Below are 21,002 nucleotides of genomic sequence, written 5' to 3'. Positions count from 1 at the left end.
GACAAGGTCATCTATGTTAAGATAGAGTTCTGTTTGAAATTGGTCTTCTGTCTCTTTAAGCATCACATAATATAACAGAAAACGCCATGTAATTGCAATTACATGGCGTTTGTCAACAATCTGAGGCGACCAATCGGTCGCCTTTTTATATCTTAATTCTTCTAATTACTTTTTTAAATTATAGAATCCTTTGAGTCCCTTAAGCGTAGCCTGCCACATATAACCGGCGAAAATTTCCCTTCCTGAGAAATTTTCGTCAACGGCTTAGGCTGGCAAAGCCAACCCAGCCTCACATTCCGCTACGCTTCATGAGCCTGCATCGTGCAGGCTTGTTCTCACAGTCTACTTTTTAAGGTTATAGAAACCCTTAAGTCCTTTAAAGGTAGCCTGCTCGAACAGTTCCTCTTCGATGCGAAGAAGCTGGTTGTATTTGGCTATTCTGTCTGTACGGCAGAGTGAGCCTGTTTTTATCTGTCCTGCGTTAACAGCAACGGCGAGGTCTGCGATTGTTGTGTCTTCGGATTCACCGGAGCGGTGAGAGATTACACATGTGTATCCGGCTTCGCGCGCTGTCTGGATAGCGTCCAGTGTTTCTGTCAGAGTACCTATCTGGTTAAGCTTTACAAGGATAGAGTTTGCGATTCCTTTTTCGATGCCGAGTTTCAGTTTTTCAGTGTTTGTAACGAAAAGGTCGTCACCGACGAGCTGAATCTTTTTACCGAGAGCGTCTGTAAGAAGTTTCCAGCCGTCCCAGTCGTTTTCGTCCAGACCGTCTTCAAGTGAGATGATCGGGTATTTTTCAACGAGGTATTTGTAGTATTCAACCATTTCGGCAGCCGTTTTTTCGGGTTTAGCCTCGGCAGCCAGAACGTAGCATTTTTTCTCTTTGTTGTAAAATTCGCTGGAAGCCGCGTCCAGAGCGATAAAGATATCTTTACCGGGTTCGTATCCTGCTTTTTTGATGGCGTCGATGATAACTTCGATAGCTTCTTCGTTTGAACCGAGGTTGGGAGCGAAACCGCCCTCGTCGCCTACTGCTGTGTTAAGGCCTTTGTCTTTCAGAACTTTTTTGAGAGTATGGAAAACTTCCGCGCCCATGCGCAGAGCTTCTTTGAAGTTGTCGGCGCCAAGGGGCATAATCATAAATTCCTGAATGTCCACGTTGTTGTCCGCGTGGGAGCCGCCGTTGATGATGTTCATCATGGGGGCGGGCAGGGTGTTTGCGAAGGTTCCGCCTATATATTTGTAAAGGGGAAGTCCGCAAGATTCGGCGGCTGCTTTTGCACATGCCAGCGATACACCGAGGATTGCGTTTGCGCCGAGGTTGCCCTTGTTTTTTGTGCCGTCAAGACTGATGAGTATTTCGTCGATCATTTTCTGTTCGGTAACGTCTATACCTTCAAGTTCGGGAGCGATTATCTCGTTAACATTCTGAACAGCTTTCTGAACGCCTTTGCCCATATATCTGGTCTTGTCGCCGTCACGCAGTTCAACAGCTTCGTATTCACCTGTTGATGCGCCGGATGGGACTATCGCACGTCCGAGAATGCCACCGCTTGTAACAACGTCTACCTCGATTGTGGGATTGCCTCTGGAATCCAGCACTTCTCTGGCAAAAACATCAATGATATCGGTCATAAAAAGTCTCCTTAGAATGTATTTGATTTTTCTATACGTTTGTGGGTAATGAACTATATGTCACCCTGCATTTAACCATAAATTATAGCCACAAATTAAGAAAAATAACAACATCAAATCAGATTCGTCCAATAGTTTGCTTATTTCTCCATTAAAAAACCGTTTATATCACCTTGACTTTGCAACGTGGTAAAACTATTATTTTTCAAAACTACGGAGCATCATTTAATGTACGCAATTCCGAATCTTCTCTTTGCCGACAGGCAGGGCAACATATATGATCACCCACATCTGAAAATGACTGTGAGGAGCGAGAACTATAATTTCGTTCCATATGAGGTGGAGCTTATCGAGCTTCCGCCCTGTTCAAGGCTTTATTTCGTTCCGAACAGCCACCCTGTGGCTTATAACCCCCAGACTGCAGGTATGGAAACCTTTACGGGCGGCTATGCGGTCAGTGCGTTTCTCGACCCCGGCTTTCTGAGGCTTTTCCTTCCGGCATATGTCAAAAACACGGAAGAGGTGCTTCCGCTTTACGCTTACACCGCCGTGGGCTGGCTTAACGACAAATTCGTCGTTCCCGCCATTAAGGTTGACGACGACAGCAAATGGAACCCCGCAAACTTCGACTATACCGACGCTTTCAAACCCACTGTGGACAGAATGCTTGAAAAATATCCCGACAACAGGCTTTATAAACAGCTTTCCACCTGCGCGCTGGAATACCATTGCACGGCGGCGAAGAACGCGTTCATCGGAAGATGGGAATGTCCTTTGCCCACCGCACCCACCTGCAACAGCAGATGCATGGGCTGTATATCCAAACAGGACGATAAACGGCTGACAGCACCGCAGGACAGGATAAAATTCACGCCCACTCCCGAGGAGATAGCGCAGGTTGCGCTGAACCATTACGAAGTGGCGGAAGAACCAATCGTCAGTTTCGGGCAGGGATGCGAAGGCGATCCCATCACCGTTGCGGACACCATTGCAAAGGCTATCAAACTTATCAAAGCGCAGGCTCCGGAACTTACGGTAAATTTCAACTCGAACTGCTCCAGTCCTGAAAAAATGAAGATGATTTTCGACGCTGGTGTAGATAGTATTAGGGTCAGCCTCAATTCAGTGGTACAATCCACATATGACGCATATTACAATCCTGTTGGCTATACCCTTGATGATGTGCTGAAAAGTATAGAGCTTGCCAACAGATATAATGTATATACGTCGCTTAACTTCCTCACCATGCCGGGCATAAACGACAGAGAGAGCGAAGCGAACACTCTGGTGGATTTTCTGGATGCGTATAAGATAGACCTTATCCAGCTGCGCAATCTGAACATCGACCCGGATTTTCTGTTTGCAGGAATGAAGTTTAAGAAAGAGGAGATTCTGGGGCTTAAGAACCTCCTTAAACTTATAAGAAAGAAACATAAGACTATGAAATTCGGTTACTTCAACAGAACCCGTGAGAATTTTCAAAAAGATTTCGGGCTGCCTGATCTGAAAAGGAGGATCAAATGAAAAAGATTTTGGTTATTGTTACAATGCTTTTCTGCGCGACGGCATTTGCAGGGGATTTTAAACTGTCAAACAGCCTTACGCAGGATGAATTCAGCGATCTGGTGCAGGATATCGGTCTTGCCGTTACCCCCACACCCAACAGCCCCGCAGAACCTCTGGGTACCCTCGGTTTTGACATAGCGCTGGAATCCCAGTTCACCACCATTGACGACGGCTCCGGCAGATGGAAACACGCATGGGACGACGGTGACCCCGACAGCGGTATACTGGCAAACAGAGTGCATATCCAAAAAGGACTTCCTTTTGGTGTTGACCTCGGCGCCAGCATCACAAAAGGCGGCAACATCGATTTCACAGCGGTCACCATCGAAGCTAAATACGCAATTCTCGAAGGTACTGTTGTTACACCCGCAATAAGCGCTAAAGCGGCTTATACTAAAGTTATGGACATGGACGACATTGACCTTCAATCAGGTCTTGTAGGTCTTTACATCAGCAAAGGATTCCTCATGCTTACGCCCTATGCAGGTATCGAGGACGTTTATACAATGGCAAGCACTGATTCCGACACTGTAGACCTTGACGACGAAGACGTTAACGCTGTCAGAGGTATGGTCGGTCTCCAGATATGTCCTTTCCCTTTCATCGTTCTTAACGTTGAAGCGGCAAGAGGCGGCGATGTTAACCAGTATGCCCTTAAGGCGGCAATCAGGTTCTAAATGAAAAACTTTTTTTACGACTATATAGTTCTCGGCAGCGGTGTCGCCGGACTTCGGGCGGCTATTGAGCTTGCCGAATACGGCAGCGTTGCTGTTGTGACTAAATGTTTTCTGGGGGAAAGTTCCTCCGAGTATGCTCAGGGCGGCGTTGCAGTCGCCCTTTCCGATGACGACGACATAACTCTTCACATAGAAGACACTTTGCGCGCAGGGGACGGACTTTGCGACCTCAAAGCCGTTTCGACGCTTGTTGAAGAGGGACCGAAATATATCAAACAGCTCATTTCATGGGGTGCAAAATTCGATATGCACGGCGGCGTGCTGGAATTTTCCCGCGAGGCGGCGCACAGCGTCAACCGCATCATCCATGCGAAGGGCGACGCTACCGGACACGAGATTGTCCGCACACTGAAAGAATATTCAAAAAACTTTGATAACATCGAAAAGATTGAATTCACATACGCCATAGACTTCATCAAAGACGCCCCTGACAGTGTTTGCGGTGTTTTTGCTCTGGACGAAAAGACCCTTGAGTTCAAAAGCTATTACGCAAAAGCGGTCATAGTCGCCACAGGCGGCGCAGGCAGGCTTTTCAGACGCACAACAAACCCTGCCGTCGTGACAGGCGACGGAATGGCGATGGCATTCCGTGCGGGAGCAGACATGCGCGATATGGAATTTTATCAGTTCCACCCCACGGGACTTTCCGTTAAGGGTGCGCCGGCATTTCTTCTCAGCGAAGCGATGAGAGGCGAGGGCGGCGTTCTGCGAAATGTCCACATGGAGCGGTTCGCGGCGAAATATCATCCCGACGGCGAACTTGCACCCAGAGACGTTGTCAGCCGCGCAATATTCTTTGAGATGAAGCAGACCGATGCAGACCATGTTCTGCTCGACCTGACACATCTGGAAAAAGACTTTGTACGCAACAGATTTCCTAAAATTTACAACACCTGTCTGGAATATGACATTGATATAACAGTTGACCCTATCCCTGTCAGTCCTGCGGCTCATTATTACATGGGCGGCATATACACCGACGAGTTCGGACGCTCCAGCCTGAAAGGGCTTTATGCGTGCGGCGAAGCGGCATGTAATGGTGTACACGGGGCAAACAGGCTTGCCAGCAACTCACTGCTTGAAGGCGTTGTATACGGCGGAAGAGGCGCCGAAACAGCCGCTGCCGACAACAAAGACAGGGTTGTCAATGCTATTGAAATACCTGAGTTCGAGACCGTAAGCGAAGAGCGCGGCGAAACCATGGTTGAAGATATTCAGGAATGTATGTGGGATTGCGTCAGCGTTTCACGCAACGCGGCGGGACTTATCCGCGCGAAAGAATATCTGGGCGGCAATCTGGCGAAATATAAAAACTATGTTCCCAGAGACAGAACCACAGCCGAGATACGCAATATGCTGACCGTTGGACTTCTGATGGCGACTGCCGCAGGCGAACGCAAAGGCAGCAGAGGCGGACACTACAGGGACGACTATCCAGACAGGATATCCGACAACTGGCACATCTATTTTCATAATGCCGAATTTAATCCCGTTAAAAAGTAAAAACAAACCATTAATTACAGCTGACGGCTCTATATCACTCTATAGCATGGACTATAACGAGGGGTATAGAGCCAAAAGCGTGGGCGCATTCACGGAAAGCCTGCATAAATTCTATACCGCCAGCGGCATAGAGCAGCTTTTGCAGGTGCAGGACGTTCGTCTTCTGGATATATGTCTGGGCGGCGGAAGCAACCTTGCCGTTACCCTTGACAGGATTCTCGCCATGAAGCACCGCCACAGGCTCCATATTGTCACGGTGGAGCGTCAGTCGTCGCTTTTTGACACCATCAGGCAGAACAGATTTATGTGGCCTTACGGAGGCTATGAGCTTCTCAGGAAACTTATAGACGAAGGGCAGGCGGAGAACGTGCGGCTTGATATCGCCATCGGTGATGCGCGCAATATCATCCGCGAAATGCCTCTTAAGTTTGATGTCGTATATTTTGATCCGTTCGGCAAACGGAAGAATCCGGAGATGTGGACGGAGGCAGTTTTCAGGGACGTTTACAGGCTTTGTACGGATGTTGGCAGGGTGGCGACCTATTCTTCCGGCAGGGAGATAAGAGAGGATTTTGTCAGGGCAGGATTCAGGTATACGGTGACGCCGAAGCCTGAGGGCGCTTTTCAGGAGGGTACGGTTTTTTATAAGTTCTGACCGTGCTTTATGTTCTGACAAAAATAAAGAAAATTTGAAATAAGATGTTGACAACAGATTCGTGATAAGCTATAAAAGCTACCTCACGCGGGTATAGCTCAGTTGGTAGAGCGCGACCTTGCCAAGGTTGAGGTCACCGGTTCGAGTCCGGCTACCCGCTTTTTTTGAGAGACCGGTTCTTTTTTACCGGTCTTTTTTTTCCTTTTAAGGCGACGTGGCCGAGTGGTTAGGCATCGGACTGCAAATCCGCGTACCCCAGTTCGATTCTGGGCGTCGCCTCCAAACAAAAAGCTAATATCAGTAGATATTTAAAAAGCCGAGTTTTTAGCTCGGCTTTTGTCGTTTATATCTAGTGATGTGAAAATGATGTATATTAAATTCAGTTATCTTTATCTCAAAGTAACGTTAAGATTAAATTATGTAATTCTTCGATTCTTTCTTTCACAATCAAACCACTGTCATAAGACATCATAACGTTCAAAGGTTTCAAATCAGGTCTTGGCTTAGCAAGACCTAAAAAGTCTTCCAAATCATTATTGAAATAACAAATTTTGTCAGTAATTGCAGTTTTATTATTTTCTATAAAGTCATTTACTATATTTTGAATATCTTTATTGTCCTTATCCATTAAGACTGAGTGTTTTATACCAAGTTCATTTAGCAACTTCATGAAACGATGAATATTAAATTTTCCCATACAATCAAGTATATAAACATTTTTTTGTTTTATATCCATCCAACAAGTATTTAACATGTAATCTATAAATATCTTTTCAGTTGCACCTTCACAAATCAAAACTTTTTTTGCAAATAATAATGAGGTTCTTTCACTATCCATCCATAAAAAATATTTAAACTTTTCTTGTTCTAATCTACTTTGTAAATCATCATCTTCACGAGCGAGATTTTTTGATCTAATTTCCTTTTTTAAACTATCGTCACTATTTGGATCATTCAGAATATCATAAAATACCTTATGAAGAGACTTATTAAAATCATGAATTTCGCATATTTTATCTTTATTAATTTGATAGATTTTTGTATCACCATCTTTGACCAAACGAACAATAGATGTAATTTGGTCAAAATTTCTACTTACAAAAACTGGAGAGTGTGTCGTTATTAGAATTTGCTGATCATCTACTGAAGCCATTTCCCTTAAATTTATATTTAATATTTCTTGTTGTGAAGGGTGTAAAAACAATTCAGGTTCTTCAAAAAGGATTAATGTTAACTCTGGTGCGAATTCTTTCTTTTTGCTTTTTTTAGGTTCTGAATATTTAGCAGATAATTTAAGTAATGTATAAATTAAGTGTCTCTGCAAACCTTGACCAAAAGCATCTATTGCTACATTATTATTTAACTCTAAGTCGTATATATAGTGAGTTACTAAATTCTTAATTATTTCAGATGCCTGTATGGGGTTCACATTCAATCCAAATTTTATATTCCAATTACCAAGTTCATCATTAACATCATTTTCAAAACTGTTGATTGACAACTCATCAGATTTCTCATGTTTAAATTTTGAATTAAACTCCTGAAATGCTGATGATAAATTATTAAAAGAATCACTCTTTTCAACTACTTTTTTCATAACATATGTAATCATTTCTCTAAGAGGAGAAGGACCACTTAATTTAAGATTATCATCAACTTTACTTAATTCTGGAATATATATTATCTTTCCCAGTTTAGATAGCGAGACATTTTGTGCACCATAAAAATAATTAGTAGACAAAACATTATTTTCATATGCAAAAATATTACTTTGTTTTGAGTCTATTTTATCACTAAAATTTTTATCTACTGTTTTCAAAATTTTTCTTACTTTTAAGATTTTATCTTCACTTCTATATTCTTCCTTTAAAGAATCTTGTTCATCTTCTGTTGTTAGATATTCTATTTCTATCCAACTTTCTTCATCTTCTGAAACATATTTAGGATAATCCAACTTAGCATCGTATTTTAGATCATGTTCATAAAATACTCTTAACGCTCTTAGAATATTTGATTTACCTGCATTATTTTCTCCAATAAGCAAAGTATAATCATTCATACTAAATGACTGATGTATTACCGATCTAAAATTATGAATTGTAACATTGTATAATTTCATATAATTACCCCACGACTTCACGAACAGAAGATCACAACACAATAATACACCAATAAATAGATAAAGTATAAAAATATTTTCTGCTTATTAATCACTATAATCTAGTTAAGAGTGAAGCCATGCGTCGCCGTTGCGCTGATGCGCACCGCTGCCGCAAGGCTTGTACTGTTACGAATATATCATGAATAATTCGATAAAACAAATTGTCTATATCTGCTTCGCCTCGTATATTCATTTTCAAACCAGACATCATAAACACAATTCTTTTCATCATTTTCTCTGTTGCTGACTTGAAAAGTTTTTAACGCTGAAATAGCTATCTGGGGCGGATATGTGACGGGTATGGCGGATAAATGACGGATAAATTTATGTGAGTTTTTGAGAAAGTAGGGGCTTAGTATTAAAAACCAACTCCCACTCTATCAGTACGCTCTTTCAAGTCCTGATTCTGGATGCGGTCGTAGACCACCAAGTCCACGGTGTAGGGCAGGTTGAGTTCATCAATGGATTCTTCTATTTTATGTAACAGTGGCAGGTCTATTTCACCGAAAAGGCAGATGTCAATATCTGAACCATCCCTGTGGTTGCCCTTTGCGCGCGAACCGAATACCACAGACTTTTTTATCTGCGGATACTGCGCAAAAACATCATTAATTGCTATGATTGTTTCTTCTTTCAGCCCGAATATAAACTCCTTATCCACTATACATTAAATAAGGCGTTTTTCAAAGTCAGCTTTTTACCGCTCCAGCGTCACCACACCGTCGGAAAAATGAATATATTCCGGTATGAAAGTAACGGGTTTATCCGGTGTTTCTGGTATTAAGCCCTGATCTTCCAACGCATTTCTTACCTTCGCCGCATTTGCGTAAAGTTCGTCATTTTCATTATTGGAAATGAACGTGATACTTCCGCTGCCGTCCTTCATCGTAACTGTCAGTTCTTTGTATCCTGTGTTTTTATTAACTGATTCAAGGATATCCACCTCGTCTTTGGAAATGCTTCGCATGTCTAGGATGGTGTCCTGATTTGCAATGTTCACTATGTCGTGTCCGTCGCCTTTTTCGTATTGAATGATGTTTGCGCTTCCGCTGTAATCATCAAGCCGCAAAGTTGATATAAGATTTATTATGTCGTTGCCTGTGCCGCCTGAAATTATGCCTGCACCGTTTATTATATCGTTGCCCTCATCGCCCTTAATGAGACCGGAACCCCTGATTATATCGTCCCCGGTGCCGCCGGATATCGTTCCATATCCGCTTATGGTGTCGTCTCCTTCACCTCCGCGTACAATACCTGAACCATTAATTATGTCGTTTCCGTCTCCGCCGTCGATAATTCCTGCGCCTCTTATTATGTCGTCGCCTGTTCCTCCGTCAATAATGGACTGTTGGCTCTGCATGATTATTGTGTCATTGCCCTCTCCGCCATCTACATATGATTTCGGTGCATTATCCTGCAAAGGCACTTCCCAAGGTTCCAACACATGAAGTCTGACACTCGTTTTATTAATGTATATTTCGTCGTTCCCTGCACCGCCGTTAACTTCTACATTTTTCGCATGATCAATATTGATTATGTCGTTTCCTTCGCCGCCGTCCACGGACGAATTGCTGATGTTGGAGAGATAAAAAGCGTCGTCACCATTACCGCCGTTCAGCTTTGAATCAATAAGGTCCTTTGCGCGTATTTCGTCGTTTCCGTCGCCGCCGTCAACAATTACTGTACTGTAATTCGCCTTCATTTTCTGCATTGCGGCTATTTCCACCTTGTCCACAATCTGACGTACAGAGCGCATTATATCGGTTTCAAGCCCCATGGACTGCATCAGGTTGGCAGATATCTTTCTGTTGTTTGTCTGCTGGATTTCCGGTTGATTCACATGGTTGAAGATTTCAGAACCTGATATTTTCATAGGAAGCCTCAGTGTGTAGAAATTGTGGAGATGTATTGAACATATCGAACAGGCGCTTGTTTCCTTAAGATAAATCAGTATACGCATTGAAACTTTAATCCGATTTGACATTTGCCCAAGAGTGTGAAGATAATATGGGTAAGGCATGCAGGAGGTGCACATGAGAAGGTTATTGCTATTGTCGGTTACAATTTTGGTCGCGATTCTTTACGGATGCGGCGGAGGGGATGTTCTGCCAGACACGTCCGGCGGGAGTTCTGAACAGGATTCCAACATGACCGCACTGGACTTTGATAATGACACAACACTGAAGGGGACTTACAAAATAACGTATGCAACAGTCAACTGCTCAAACGGTGTGGATGTTAAATCTACTGACGCCCTGACAACCGGTTTCAAATCATATTATGCTTATGACGGCTATTACAGTTATTATGATCTGTATTTTGAGTATGCAGGTCAAACGATTCTGGACGAAGGGGAGCGTGTTGTGGAAACACCGGAAACCAATATTTACGCCACTACAATAACACAAACTTCACCCTATAACTTTACTGTTAATTATCATAATGTTCCCGTCGGATCAGGCGTGACATGTTCGGAGAGATTCGACTATATGAAGCTTAGCGATTCGCTCCGTTCGCAGTATTTCAGAGTTCTGAACGGTTCCGGGGTGATTGACATGTCGAGGGATGCGTCGCGTGGTTTTTTACTTCATAAGCCGGAGTTTAAGAATCTCGTAAAATAATTAAAAATGTTGTTGACACACGAGGAAGATTCTAATATAAAAATACCTCGCCCGCGGGTATAGCTCAGTTGGTAGAGCGCGACCTTGCCAAGGTTGAGGTCACCGGTTCGAGTCCGGCTACCCGCTCTTTTTTTAAAAAAAACCTGTCTTTATGGCAGGTTTTTTTTTTGTCTCGTCATCGCAATCAAATGCGTCTGCTATTGCTTTCACAACGTTATGGTGAATAGGTCTGTCCCTTTCTTTCATGTGTCGGTGATTAATTATTAATCTTTTTACCTGTTCATTAAACTGATCGTTATCAAATATTGTTATTTCTGGAAAAAATGAAATAATAGAGCTGTCAAGTGCGTGTGCAATCCGTTCAAGGCTTATAATGGTAAGATTGCTCTTTCCGCATTCAATTTCGGAGATTGTCGTTGTGTGCAGATCCGCCATTTCTGCAAGCTTTTCCTGTGAATACCCTTTACGTTTTCTGAGCATTCTGACAGTCTCTCCGATTGACATTAAAAGAGTTGAGTTTTGTATATTTTGTTTGCTCATGACACTATGTATAAGCGTTATCTGGGATATATCCAATAGGATAAAACAAGTCATATTTGGTTTGACATAGGTTTTAACCTATGATAATAACATAATTAAGCTAATTAATTCTCTATGCGTTTATAGATTATATTTATCCGTTTTTATCGATTAGCGTGAAAATTACACTATTAATTAAATACTTTTCTCTTTTGTATGCAGATATGCGCTCATGTTTTTTATTGATATCTATATCATATTTAGGAGTTAAAGTAAATTTGTTTTGTTCCGCGGGATCGGTTCACTTGGGGGTATGATGTTTGCTGTTTGTAAAAAAGAGCTGATATTATTTTGTATTTATCTGTTTAGCTATCGGTTAAATGTTATGCAAAATGTGCAAAAGCACATAGGGGGTGCATATGTTGAAAAATATGAAACTTTCAAGAAAACTGTTCATCGGATTCGGTATCGTTCTGGTTTTGCTGACCACCATAAGCCTGCTGAGTTTCAACAGGATGCTGTTTATTTCCAAACTAGTTGAGAAAAGAGATATGTTTACGCATATTGAAAAACTCCTGTATGACGCAAGGCTTAATCAGGTTAAATTCACTATGTTCGACGACGATCAATACATTGCTGAGGTTCAGAATAACCTGAACGACGCAATTCAGATAGCTCAGGTTGATCTCGCAAAATACGCCACTTCTAACGATCTTGAAAAACTCGAAGAGATAACTACCCGTATCAAGGAATATAAAGAAAATTTTGATAAATACGTCAGCGAGGCGAAAGAGCAGAAGAGACTTAAAGTGCAGCTAAATGACTCCGCAGAAAATGTTTTTACTCTGGCTGACAGAATAGGGTCGGACGATATAATAAAAAATCTGCTGCAGATGCGTCTTTATGCGTTTCGCTATCTGATGTCTCAAAGTCAGGATCTTTTTGACGGACAGCAGAAAAGCTATGCAAAGGCTTATAATATAGCTTCTGCAAACCCCTCGTCCGCTGACATGTCAACCGACATCGGAAAGCTCACTTCTTCGCTTAAAAGCTATGATCAGGATTTTCTGAACATAGCCGAAAGTCTCAGAAAACGTGCCGAATTTCAGACATCAATGATGAAAAGCGCAATAGCGGCACAGAAGATATGCGGCGATGTTTCCGCACAGGAGCGCGCTGCTATGGATTCGTCCATAAGCGTAGCTCTTATGTTTGTCGGTGTGTTTTCGGTGATAGCTATTTTCTGCGGTATAATCATAGGTCTTATCATCACAAAATCAGTAACTGTTCCCATGGCAAAAGCAGTGAATTTTGCCAACACGCTTTCCGACGGGGACTTTACAGTTAAGCTGGACATCAACCAGAAGGACGAGATAGGTCAGTTTGCGCTTGCGCTTGACAATATGAAGATCAAGCTCCATGACGTTATTGAGGGCATTGTTCATTCGTCAAATACTCTGGCGTCGGGCAGTACGGAACTTGCCAGCACAACAGAGGAGCTTGCAAGCACCTTTACGGAGCAGACAGGGCAGGTTAACGGTGTTGCATCCGCTGTAGAACAGATAAGCACTTCATCTTCTCAGGTTTTAAGCTCCATAAACGACGTGACTTCAAAGTCTGCAGCGGCGAAAAACCTTACAGGCGAAGGCAAGGGATGCATAGATATGGCGAACCGTGTAATGGGAGACATTCAGCAGAATGTCACCGCGCTTAGCCGGACTGTCGAAGGGCTTTCGCAGTCATCTAAAGAGATAAGCAGTATTTTGCTTGTTATAAACGATATAGCTGACCAGACTAACCTGTTGGCTCTTAACGCGGCTATTGAGGCGGCGAGGGCAGGGGAACACGGCAGAGGTTTTGCTGTTGTTGCCGACGAAGTTCGTAAGCTTGCCGAGCGCACACAGCAGTCGATATCTGAGATTGAAAGAATTATTTCGTCCTTTGTTGTTGAAACAAACAAGACAAACGAGGACATGCAGCTTGCGGGATCACGGGTTCATGAGGGCGTTGTGACGCTTGCCTCCACGGATGAGATTTTTGAAAAGATAGTCCGTGCAGTTGAGGAGATTAACAGCTCAAGTCTTATGATAACAACAGCCGTGCAGGAACAGACTGCAGCAATTAACAACATAAACGACAATACACAGGTTATATCATCCGGTCTGGAGCAGAGTTCTGCGGCACTGACACAGGTTTCGGCAACGGTTGCAGACCTGCAGAGGCAGGCGGACGACCAGATGAGTGTAACAAAGATGTTCAGGATAAATTGAGACTGTGCCTTATATTAAACACACAAGAATGGTACAGTTCTCCGGTGCGGACCCCGCTTAGGCGGGGTCTTTTTTACTTTGACATCTTGCGGCGTTCCGTAACGGCTATGCCCCCGATACCCCAGTTGTCCGTTTCAACCTCGTCAATGACCACAACGGTTGTTTCAGGGTTCTTGTTCAGAACGTCCACAAGCATTTGAGTTGCGCGCTTAATAAGCTCGTCCTTTTGCTCTTTCGTCACGCCTTCTTTGGTTATCTTAATGTTTACATACGGCATACCGACCTCCGTCTATTGAAATAGCATCCTGCCATTAATATTAAAATCGCCGCGGCACATAGAACCGACGCCGCCATAAGTGAATATGAGAAATTTCCTGTCTTTTCCGCAGACCATCCGGCGGCGGCGGGTCCTATCATCTGTCCGACGCTGAAAGCTACGGTCACAAGCCCGATGGCATAAGCAGTGCGGGAGCCCGCCAGCTTTTTCGCAAAACCCACAGTAAGCGCCACTATGCCGAGAAACGTTGCCCCGTACATCCCCGCCGCGAGAAAGAGCGCGGGTGCGGAACCGGATATTGCGGGGATGGCGCAGCTTATCCCCAGAAAGACGTATGCGGGGATAAGGTTTTTCATGAATCCGGTGCGTCCGGCATTAAGTGTGAAATAGATTATGCCCGGAACGGCACAGAGACCTGTTATCATCCATGCCCAGTATCCGCTGAAACCTGCGCGCCCGATGATAAGCACCAGAAACGTTCCGGAAACTATGTATGCCGTCCCCATAAGGAAATATGCCGCTGACAGGAAATATATGAACGGATGCATGGGTTCTTCGGGAGCGGATACCGTCTGAGAGTGAGTATGACCGCCTGCTGGTCGAAACCAGCAGAGTGGGGCGGTCAGCAGCATACCGATAAAAAATACGATCCAAAGCCCTTTCCATCCCATGTATTGACCGAAGACCAGCACAGTGAAGCCTGAGATAAGTATTCCTATGCCTATTCCTGTGTAAATAAGCCCAACAAAGCGCAGTTGCCCCTTCTGTACGAGCGCTTCGGAGATAATTACAGACATCAGAAGGAACATTCCTGCGCTTGCAAAACCGGAAACGGTGCGCAGGACAGACCATGCGTAAATATCCTGTGTGAGGGCGAAGAGACCGAGTGAAACGGCATTCATGAGATACATCACGGCAAACCATGTGTATTTGCGCCTGATTGGTTTGACCATAAAGAAGATTGAGCCTGCGAGATAGCCCAGATAGTTCAGCGAGGCGATACCGCCAGCCTGTGCAACGGTGAGAACGCCTGCTTCAGTCATTATCTGTATCATTGGGGTGTATGCGAACCGCGCGATGCCCATTGCCATCGCCATCGACGCTATCCCCGCTGTTATTATGCGAATCAGTTCCATATTCGATTATACGGGAAAAGAGAGATAAGGGAAGGGAGAAATAGTTTGCTACTTTACTTCCTGAATTGTTCTGGGATTAAAATGAGATTATTATTTTTAATTAATTTTTGTAATTTTATGAAGTCGTTAATGTTATTCAAGTTATACTGGTATAAATCATTTGGGGTAACATTTTCTGTGTCTATGATATATTTACCGATGAATACTTTTTTATTACTTTTTATATTAAAATCAAAATTGTTTTTTATTGAAATCTTACATTTACAAACCAGAAGAAAAGAGAAAAGAAGATTCTGAAGTTTGTTTGATAGTACTATTGTAATATATTTTACTGAACTAGAAGATAGGTTTTCAATACTTCCATCAAAAGAAAATTCTATATTAAAGCTCTCATTATGAAGAAAACTATAAATGGTATCAATATTTTCTAGCTCTTTTGAACAGAATCCCATATCAATTTCTAAATTAGAATATTCTGATTGAGTAAAAATATACTCTAGTTTTGTCAGATAGTTTAAATTGTATTGAAGTCTATCTGAAATCTCATTTAGCTTATTGTTGGTAACTCCGCTAAAAATAGTTTCTTTTGTATCAGGTAATATTAGTCTGATTTTATATTCTGGGCTTTTGTAAGTCAATTTTATCAAAGAGATTATTGATTTTAATTCTGCAAGATTAATTTTGTGACTGAAGAAATGATTTACATTGATTTTAATGGAATTATTGTTAATTGATATTTCAAAAAGCCTATGTTTTAGTCTTATCTTGATATTATTTTCAGAGGAAAATGGACTAATATAAAAATCAGTTTCAAAAATGAGTTTTTGAGTAAATTTTGAAGACACTTCTAAAATAATATTCTGAGGTGTTTGTTGAGCTAGTTTGATTATAGTATCATGTTTAACAAAGAGAGGTTTGAGTTTTGTATTCCATATCGTATTTCGCTTATTTCTAGTTTATCTATAGTTATTGGATTTTGATACCCGAGGAAACTGTTCTCTAAATTTTCGTAATTTTTTGAATTAACGGTCATATTGATAGAATATCTACCATTATCGTACCCTGAGTTGAGATAAAATTTTTTCTTTATCAGTTATGTAGGTGTACATATTATTAATATGTGAATAGATTGTTTGTTTAATAGGATTAGGAGCTGCTAAATTTAGTTTTGATGTTTTTTTGAATTTGAAATTATATTTTTGTTTATTTAAATTTCTATTATTTTGTTTGCAGATGAATATCTTATGACTAATTATATCAATTAATGCTTTGTCGAGGTGTTCTATATAAACTGATTTAAATGTTAAACCTTCATAAACGATTAAACACATGAAAGCAGGGAGAGGTGATTTTAATAAATACTCCAGAGCGCTGAGTTTTACCTTAACATTTAGTTCCAAACTTTGAGTCGATTTTACTTGCACTTTACATTCTATTTGGTTGTTAATCGCTTGAAAAGGTGAATGGTTTTTATCTGTATCGAATTCTAAATGGAAATCCCAGCCTGTTTTATCATCATCAGATTTATTGGCAACGATGCCTTCAAGTTTACATAACTCTTTAAATTTTGATTCACCAGCATCACCCAAATCTGTTTTCAAAATCATCCGTACACCTTGTTTTAAATAAGAACATTTTTAATAGTATAAACACCCGAAGCAGCCGTTGAACTGCGGGTTTTTTATGACAGATATTTCGCTCTCTGCCATGTCTGAAAGCAGGCGGATAAGTCCTCTGTTTTCCGCGACGCCGCCGGCGGCATAAAGCTTTTTGTGCCGGTACTTGCGTATCAGCGGGAAAAGTCTGCGGGCGATGCTTTCGTTCACCCCTGCGCCTATCTGCTCTGTCGCACGCCTTCGGCTATCTTGCCCACAAGCTCGCTTTCGGAGAACACTGCACAGGTGGAGTTCAGCTTAACGGGATTTTCGGTCATCTCCGCCAGTTCCGCAAGGCTGATGTCCAGTATGCGGCAGGCGTTTTCTAGGAATCTGCCAGTGCTGGCGGCGCATTTGTCGTTCATAACGAAATCTTCAATATAGCCGTCTTTCACATAGATGACCTTGCTGTCCTGCCCGCCTACGTCCACAAGGATGAACTCGTCTTCGCCTGTGGAGCGCAGAGCGCCCTGATAGTGCGCCTTTATTTCGGATATCACGTTTGCGTTTGCAAAACTCAGCATGTTCCGCCCGTAGCCTGTTGCGGTTATGACGGTGTTTCTGTCTGCTCCGTATGCCGAAAGGTCGATATTTACCGTCCCGTTTTCACGTTTTACACGGTTTTTATAGAAAAATACTGTATCTTCACGGTGAAATTCGATGTTTTCGCCGTTTTGTACTGCTATTTTTACGAATCTGCTGCCAAGGTCTATGCCGAGTTTCATTGTTTCCTCGCCACAAGCATCTCAAGGAATGATTCTATGCGTATTTTAGTGCGTGCGTCTATGCCGCCCGGTGCGTCTCCCTCGATGGTGAGGATAGGGCATTTGATATTCTTGCGTATGGTGATGTCCTGCATCTGGCGGTAGCAGAACGACTGAACATAGTGGACTATGCCGTCCAGTCTGCGTTCATCCACAGCTTTCTGTATGTCCTCAACCCTGCCGAAAACGTCGTAAGGGTATGTGTAGTCGACGTAGCGCTGAACGTAGTCCGGATCGTTTGACGGGATAGCGAATTGGCGCTGTATTTCGTTGAATACCACCCGCGCGCCTTTGGATTCGACGAACTGGTAGATGTCGGAGAATATCGTCGGAACGCCTATGAAGCCTATGCGCAGTCCGTCTTTTTCAAGGAATCTGCCTTCGGTCATGGAGAGGAAATCGTCGAGGTCTTTTTCATATGCTGACAGGCTGGTGTTAAAGTCTGTGGAGCTTACCAGCCAGAGGTGATTCTCGAAACCGGATACATGACCTTCCACTGTCATTCTGTCCAGTTTCCGCAGTTTATCCCTCACTGGGTCAGTATATTTTGAATATTCCACTGCGCTTTCCAGAGTGGTTCCGACAGATTTTGCAAAGCGCTCCATCTCTGTTTTAAGCTGATCGTATCTGCTTTCTTTTTCAAAGGGATAGCTGAACGAATGAACCTTTATACCTGCTGATATGAAAAGCTCCGCCAGAGCGTGGGAATTGCTGCAATCCCCCTGCGTAACGGCGACAACCTCGTCAATTTCCGCCTTTTTAACGGCGGTGTAGATGCCTTTTATCCATGCGCAGAGGTTGCGGGGCAGACCCTCATCCTCCGCTTCTTCCGCCATTTTTATGGGGTCGTGGTCTGTGATGAAGACGTTGTTCAGGTCAACGGGTATTTTGCCCGCCGCCAGAACGATCTCCACAGGAATTGTTGTTGTGAATCCTACTTTTGACATTATTTAAGACTGAAATCTATGTATCTGCGTACTTCTCTGTGCAGACCCTGTCTGTTTTTAAAGATAACCATATTCTGTTCAAAGAACCTGTCCATCTCGTTGAAATCCACAAGGTCGATGGTGTCGCCGCTCATTCTGTCCTGAAGGCGGATAACCTTTGTGAACCCGTTCTCTTTCATCTTTTTTGTCTTAATTTTCTGTTTTTTGTTATAGATATAAAGTTCGCAGGCGTCGCCTTCGCAGTCCAGCTTTGCGTCGTACCATGTCATATCTTCAAAAACAGCCATCCATCTTTCGCTCATGTTATATAAGACCTTTCGCTTTTTTGATTTCCGTACGGCGCTGTTCCGCGAAGTCCTGAATATCCTTTGTAAATCTGTAATCATAGAGGTCTTTCAAATCTTCCGCAGATTTAACGCCCATCACAAGGTCGAACAGATCGTTGTCGAACATCCTGACCAGCATTTCAATGAAGTTTTCAAGGTCTTCCTCTGTGTAGCTTTCTGGCAGGTGATTTGTGACATAATCACGAAGGAACATCTCATTTTCCAGTATAGCGCGGCGTGCCGCCTGAAAAATAGCTTTTTTCCTGAGTGCTTCCATTCTTTCCATGTGTGTCTCCGTTTAGCAATATATATCAATCAGTGTTTTCGTCAATATGAACGGGTGTTACGGTAACCGACCGGAATCTGTGGTAAATAACAAAGCCGGGCGGCGTGTTCTTAGGCTTTTTTACGTTTTTTTTCTGTGTATAGTCAACGGTTACTTTGAGATTCAGTTTCGCCTTGCTCATTCCCGCGACGATTGCGGCGCATTGCTCCGCTTCGTCCTGTGTTATGCCGCCGCTTTTGCGGAAGACTAGGTGCGCGGAGGGTATCCTCTGCGCATGGAACCATATGTCGTCGGGGTTTGCGAACTGGAAAACCAGCCTGTGGTTGCTCACGGAGTTTCGCCCTATGTATGCCGTTCCGCCGCCGATTTCAAGCCGCATGAACTGTTTCTCTTTTATCTGCCTCTTCTGTTTCGGCTCGGATTTTTTCATCTCAAGGGCAAGCTCCCGAAGCTCGTCCTCTTTCGCCGAAATTTCTATGTAGTAAAGCTGTTCCAGCGCGGAATCTATCATGTTGTCAACCTCGCCGATTCGCGATGTCAGAAGGGCGACCGAGCGCTCCAGCTTGTCCGCACGGCGATACAGTCTGTTCACCTCTTTGTTGGCATCAAAAAGCTCAGGTATGTCGAAAGGAATGGTTTCGATGCCGTCAGCGGTATAGTTTGCCAGCTCTATCCTGCCTTTTCCTTTTTTAAGCAGATGCAGATTGCTTTTCAGAAGGTCGGCTTTTGCCCGTACCTTCGGAAAAGTTTCCGCTTCGGCATATTCTTCTTTCAGCTTATCTTTCAGGGTAAGGTATTTTTCCGCCTGTTTTTCAAAAAAAACGCGTCAGGCGCAAACGGATGCCGTCGTCTTTTTTGATGGTCGCTTTGTACAGCCTGTCTTTCAGGTCGTCTATGCCGATGGTTCCGCCGTCTTCGTAAGGTTTAAAAGGGATTACGCGCCCCTGTGCGTCCGTGTGGAAGATCCCGTCGGTCAGGCTTTCGTTTATGAGCGTAGCGGTCTCTGCAAAGCTGTACCCGTTTGCAAGATACGTTTCCGCGTGCTTCACTGTAACGGGGTAAAAACCAAGAAGGTCTGCAAAATTTGCGGTGGCATATTTTTCAAGTGTGTCGCGCTTGTTGAGCCTCGGTGCGGAGTATCTTTCGCCCACTGAAAAGCTTCTGTCGGGGTCTGCGTTGTTCTTCGCGAACAGCCAGATGATGTTTCCGTTCTCGTTTACAAGTGCGGCGTTAGCCATCTTGCCTATCAGCTCGAATATCAGCCTGTGGGTCTCCATCTTTCCGCTGGGTCTGCGTTTTTCTATATTCAGCCAGAAAAGACGGTCGTATCTTCTTCCGCCTATTTCTACAATCTTTCCGCCGGACAGCCTGTCCAGAAACGGATCGGGAACGCCTTCCTGCACGTCAGTTGTGAATAGAGCCGGTGCGCCGCCTGTGGTGCGCACATGGAGGCTCTTTCTGTCAGGTGCGAAAAGTCCTATGGTAAGGCTGTCCTCGGTGACATTTATTTTTGTCACCTGAACGCCTTCGTATCGCTGTTTTATAGTGTTCACCGCTTTGGTGAGTGTAAGTCCGTCCAGAGTCTTTCTCCTTTCATACGAGGCACACATACTACACTAATTTTTCGCATAAAACAAATCATTGACACATGAAAGGACGGTCTTATATTTAGACTTAGCAATAACCGGCAGTAAAACATAACCCTCCTCCCTCCTTAACAAGGAGGAAACACGGGCACGACTAACCACCGTGCCCGTTTGTTTTTAAGGCTTCCAATATGCTGCGTATTACGGCGTCAGTTTGTTGTTTCCTTGGGTCATGTACTGATGTGTACACTCCCCTGCGGAAGCAAAAACTTCCTTGTACTACTTGCATTTTGAAAGCCTTAGGCTAAGCTTGTATTTCATGTCTCTGCGAGGAGCAGGCGACGAAGCAGTCTAA

The 21,002-nt window shown here is 43.4% G+C and carries 22 protein-coding genes and 3 tRNA genes; 9 read left to right on the top strand and 16 right to left on the bottom strand.

Annotated elements, in window-relative coordinates; genetic code table 11:
- Positions 1-342: 342 nt before the first annotated feature.
- Positions 343-1,638 (bottom strand): phosphopyruvate hydratase, encoded by a 1,296-nt coding sequence (eno, locus tag LRY47_RS05655; protein ID WP_295223353.1) that lies wholly within the window; start codon positions 1,636-1,638, stop codon positions 343-345.
- Between the two features lie 228 nt (positions 1,639-1,866).
- Here eno and LRY47_RS05650 point away from each other — a divergent pair, with 228 nt between their 5' ends.
- The 6 genes from LRY47_RS05650 to LRY47_RS05625 all read left to right on the top strand — a co-directional run bounded on the left by LRY47_RS05650 (position 1,867) and on the right by LRY47_RS05625 (position 6,381).
- A complete protein-coding gene (locus LRY47_RS05650; protein ID WP_295223352.1) occupies positions 1,867-3,162 on the top strand; it encodes a radical SAM protein in 1,296 nt (431 codons plus the stop codon).
- Complete coding sequence (locus LRY47_RS05645; RefSeq protein ID WP_295223351.1) at positions 3,159-3,881, top strand: hypothetical protein; 723 nt, start codon at positions 3,159-3,161, stop codon at positions 3,879-3,881. The genes LRY47_RS05650 and LRY47_RS05645 overlap by 4 nt, the downstream gene beginning before the upstream one ends.
- Positions 3,882-5,444 (top strand): L-aspartate oxidase, encoded by a 1,563-nt coding sequence (gene nadB, locus LRY47_RS05640; protein WP_295223350.1) that lies wholly within the window; start codon positions 3,882-3,884, stop codon positions 5,442-5,444.
- Positions 5,445-5,490: 46 nt separating this feature from the next.
- The gene (locus LRY47_RS05635; RefSeq protein ID WP_295223348.1) at positions 5,491-6,099 is read left to right on the top strand and encodes an MnmC family methyltransferase; all 609 of its coding nucleotides are present in this window, start codon (positions 5,491-5,493) and stop codon (positions 6,097-6,099) included.
- A gap of 87 nt (positions 6,100-6,186) precedes the next feature.
- Positions 6,187-6,259, top strand: a tRNA-Gly gene (locus LRY47_RS05630).
- 48 nt (positions 6,260-6,307) lie between these two features.
- A tRNA-Cys gene (locus tag LRY47_RS05625) sits at positions 6,308-6,381 on the top strand.
- 112 nt (positions 6,382-6,493) lie between these two features.
- Here LRY47_RS05625 and LRY47_RS05620 read toward each other — a convergent pair.
- From LRY47_RS05620 to LRY47_RS05610, 3 genes are all read right to left on the bottom strand, one after another.
- Entirely contained in the window at positions 6,494-8,218 is a 1,725-nt protein-coding gene (locus LRY47_RS05620) for an AAA family ATPase (protein WP_295223347.1), read from the bottom strand.
- Between the two features lie 400 nt (positions 8,219-8,618).
- Positions 8,619-8,921, bottom strand: a complete 303-nt coding sequence (locus LRY47_RS05615; RefSeq protein WP_295223346.1) for a nucleotidyltransferase domain-containing protein — start codon at positions 8,919-8,921, stop codon at positions 8,619-8,621.
- Between the two features lie 36 nt (positions 8,922-8,957).
- Entirely contained in the window at positions 8,958-10,133 is a 1,176-nt protein-coding gene (locus LRY47_RS05610) for a calcium-binding protein (RefSeq protein ID WP_295223345.1), read from the bottom strand.
- 160 nt (positions 10,134-10,293) lie between these two features.
- On the opposite strand from LRY47_RS05610, the gene LRY47_RS05605 reads away from it, so the two are divergent.
- The gene (locus LRY47_RS05605; RefSeq protein ID WP_295223343.1) at positions 10,294-10,881 is read left to right on the top strand and encodes a hypothetical protein; all 588 of its coding nucleotides are present in this window, start codon (positions 10,294-10,296) and stop codon (positions 10,879-10,881) included.
- 53 nt (positions 10,882-10,934) lie between these two features.
- Positions 10,935-11,007: transfer RNA gene (locus LRY47_RS05600), tRNA-Gly, on the top strand.
- 6 nt (positions 11,008-11,013) lie between these two features.
- Here LRY47_RS05600 and LRY47_RS05595 read toward each other — a convergent pair.
- Positions 11,014-11,457, bottom strand: a complete 444-nt coding sequence (locus LRY47_RS05595) for a helix-turn-helix transcriptional regulator (protein ID WP_295223341.1) — start codon at positions 11,455-11,457, stop codon at positions 11,014-11,016.
- Positions 11,458-11,819: 362 nt separating this feature from the next.
- Here LRY47_RS05595 and LRY47_RS05590 point away from each other — a divergent pair, with 362 nt between their 5' ends.
- Positions 11,820-13,670 (top strand): methyl-accepting chemotaxis protein, encoded by a 1,851-nt coding sequence (locus tag LRY47_RS05590; RefSeq protein ID WP_295223340.1) that lies wholly within the window; start codon positions 11,820-11,822, stop codon positions 13,668-13,670.
- 73 nt (positions 13,671-13,743) lie between these two features.
- Here the strand turns inward: LRY47_RS05590 and LRY47_RS05585 are convergent, their stop codons facing one another.
- From LRY47_RS05585 to LRY47_RS05535, 11 genes are all read right to left on the bottom strand, one after another.
- Entirely contained in the window at positions 13,744-13,947 is a 204-nt protein-coding gene (locus LRY47_RS05585; protein WP_295223339.1) for a 4-oxalocrotonate tautomerase family protein, read from the bottom strand.
- On the bottom strand, positions 13,935-15,083 hold the full coding sequence (locus LRY47_RS05580) for a YbfB/YjiJ family MFS transporter (RefSeq protein WP_295223337.1): 1,149 nt from the start codon (positions 15,081-15,083) through the stop codon (positions 13,935-13,937). The genes LRY47_RS05585 and LRY47_RS05580 overlap by 13 nt, the downstream gene beginning before the upstream one ends.
- A 53-nt stretch (positions 15,084-15,136) precedes the next feature.
- A complete protein-coding gene (locus LRY47_RS05575) occupies positions 15,137-15,928 on the bottom strand; it encodes a hypothetical protein (RefSeq protein ID WP_295223336.1) in 792 nt (263 codons plus the stop codon).
- A gap of 207 nt (positions 15,929-16,135) precedes the next feature.
- The gene (locus LRY47_RS05570) at positions 16,136-16,690 is read right to left on the bottom strand and encodes a DUF4365 domain-containing protein (RefSeq protein WP_295223335.1); all 555 of its coding nucleotides are present in this window, start codon (positions 16,688-16,690) and stop codon (positions 16,136-16,138) included.
- 30 nt (positions 16,691-16,720) lie between these two features.
- Positions 16,721-16,909, bottom strand: a complete 189-nt coding sequence (locus LRY47_RS05565) for a hypothetical protein (protein ID WP_295223334.1) — start codon at positions 16,907-16,909, stop codon at positions 16,721-16,723.
- Positions 16,910-16,917: 8 nt separating this feature from the next.
- Entirely contained in the window at positions 16,918-17,463 is a 546-nt protein-coding gene (locus LRY47_RS05560; protein WP_295223333.1) for an acyl-CoA dehydratase activase, read from the bottom strand.
- Positions 17,460-18,449 (bottom strand): 2-hydroxyacyl-CoA dehydratase, encoded by a 990-nt coding sequence (locus LRY47_RS05555; protein ID WP_295223331.1) that lies wholly within the window; start codon positions 18,447-18,449, stop codon positions 17,460-17,462. Before LRY47_RS05555 ends, LRY47_RS05560 begins: the two co-directional genes overlap by 4 nt.
- Entirely contained in the window at positions 18,449-18,751 is a 303-nt protein-coding gene (locus LRY47_RS05550) for a hypothetical protein (RefSeq protein WP_295223330.1), read from the bottom strand. Before LRY47_RS05550 ends, LRY47_RS05555 begins: the two co-directional genes overlap by 1 nt.
- A gap of 1 nt (position 18,752) precedes the next feature.
- Positions 18,753-19,061 carry a succinate dehydrogenase assembly factor 2 gene (locus tag LRY47_RS05545; protein ID WP_295223328.1) on the bottom strand — a complete coding sequence of 103 codons (309 nt, stop codon included), beginning with the start codon at positions 19,059-19,061 and terminating at the stop codon, positions 18,753-18,755.
- 25 nt (positions 19,062-19,086) lie between these two features.
- The gene (locus LRY47_RS05540; RefSeq protein ID WP_295223354.1) at positions 19,087-19,836 is read right to left on the bottom strand and encodes an NFACT RNA binding domain-containing protein; all 750 of its coding nucleotides are present in this window, start codon (positions 19,834-19,836) and stop codon (positions 19,087-19,089) included.
- 37 nt (positions 19,837-19,873) lie between these two features.
- Positions 19,874-20,671, bottom strand: a complete 798-nt coding sequence (locus tag LRY47_RS05535; RefSeq protein ID WP_295223327.1) for an NFACT family protein — start codon at positions 20,669-20,671, stop codon at positions 19,874-19,876.
- Positions 20,672-21,002 lie beyond the last annotated feature (331 nt).

The organism is Seleniivibrio sp., assembly GCF_021209385.1.
Taxonomy (GTDB): Bacteria; Chrysiogenota; Deferribacteres; order Deferribacterales; family Geovibrionaceae; genus Seleniivibrio.
Note: the sequence above shows the minus strand (reverse complement) of the source record. Positions and strands in the feature narration are given on the sequence as shown.

Coding starts and splice junctions, on each gene's coding strand:
- LRY47_RS05620 (WP_295223347.1), bottom strand. CDS start 8,218: ATGAAATTATACAATGTTACAATTCATAATTTTAGATCGGTAATACAT.
- LRY47_RS05570 (WP_295223335.1), bottom strand. CDS start 16,690: ATGATTTTGAAAACAGATTTGGGTGATGCTGGTGAATCAAAATTTAAA.
- LRY47_RS05650 (WP_295223352.1), top strand. CDS start 1,867: ATGTACGCAATTCCGAATCTTCTCTTTGCCGACAGGCAGGGCAACATA.
- LRY47_RS05545 (WP_295223328.1), bottom strand. CDS start 19,061: ATGGAAAGAATGGAAGCACTCAGGAAAAAAGCTATTTTTCAGGCGGCA.
- LRY47_RS05590 (WP_295223340.1), top strand. CDS start 11,820: ATGTTGAAAAATATGAAACTTTCAAGAAAACTGTTCATCGGATTCGGT.
- LRY47_RS05535 (WP_295223327.1), bottom strand. CDS start 20,671: ATGTGTGCCTCGTATGAAAGGAGAAAGACTCTGGACGGACTTACACTC.
- LRY47_RS05550 (WP_295223330.1), bottom strand. CDS start 18,751: ATGAGCGAAAGATGGATGGCTGTTTTTGAAGATATGACATGGTACGAC.
- LRY47_RS05555 (WP_295223331.1), bottom strand. CDS start 18,449: ATGTCAAAAGTAGGATTCACAACAACAATTCCTGTGGAGATCGTTCTG.
- LRY47_RS05585 (WP_295223339.1), bottom strand. CDS start 13,947: ATGCCGTATGTAAACATTAAGATAACCAAAGAAGGCGTGACGAAAGAG.
- nadB (WP_295223350.1), top strand. CDS start 3,882: ATGAAAAACTTTTTTTACGACTATATAGTTCTCGGCAGCGGTGTCGCC.
- LRY47_RS05560 (WP_295223333.1), bottom strand. CDS start 17,463: ATGAAACTCGGCATAGACCTTGGCAGCAGATTCGTAAAAATAGCAGTA.
- LRY47_RS05610 (WP_295223345.1), bottom strand. CDS start 10,133: ATGAAAATATCAGGTTCTGAAATCTTCAACCATGTGAATCAACCGGAA.
- LRY47_RS05635 (WP_295223348.1), top strand. CDS start 5,491: ATGGACTATAACGAGGGGTATAGAGCCAAAAGCGTGGGCGCATTCACG.
- LRY47_RS05605 (WP_295223343.1), top strand. CDS start 10,294: ATGAGAAGGTTATTGCTATTGTCGGTTACAATTTTGGTCGCGATTCTT.
- LRY47_RS05645 (WP_295223351.1), top strand. CDS start 3,159: ATGAAAAAGATTTTGGTTATTGTTACAATGCTTTTCTGCGCGACGGCA.
- eno (WP_295223353.1), bottom strand. CDS start 1,638: ATGACCGATATCATTGATGTTTTTGCCAGAGAAGTGCTGGATTCCAGA.
- LRY47_RS05580 (WP_295223337.1), bottom strand. CDS start 15,083: ATGGAACTGATTCGCATAATAACAGCGGGGATAGCGTCGATGGCGATG.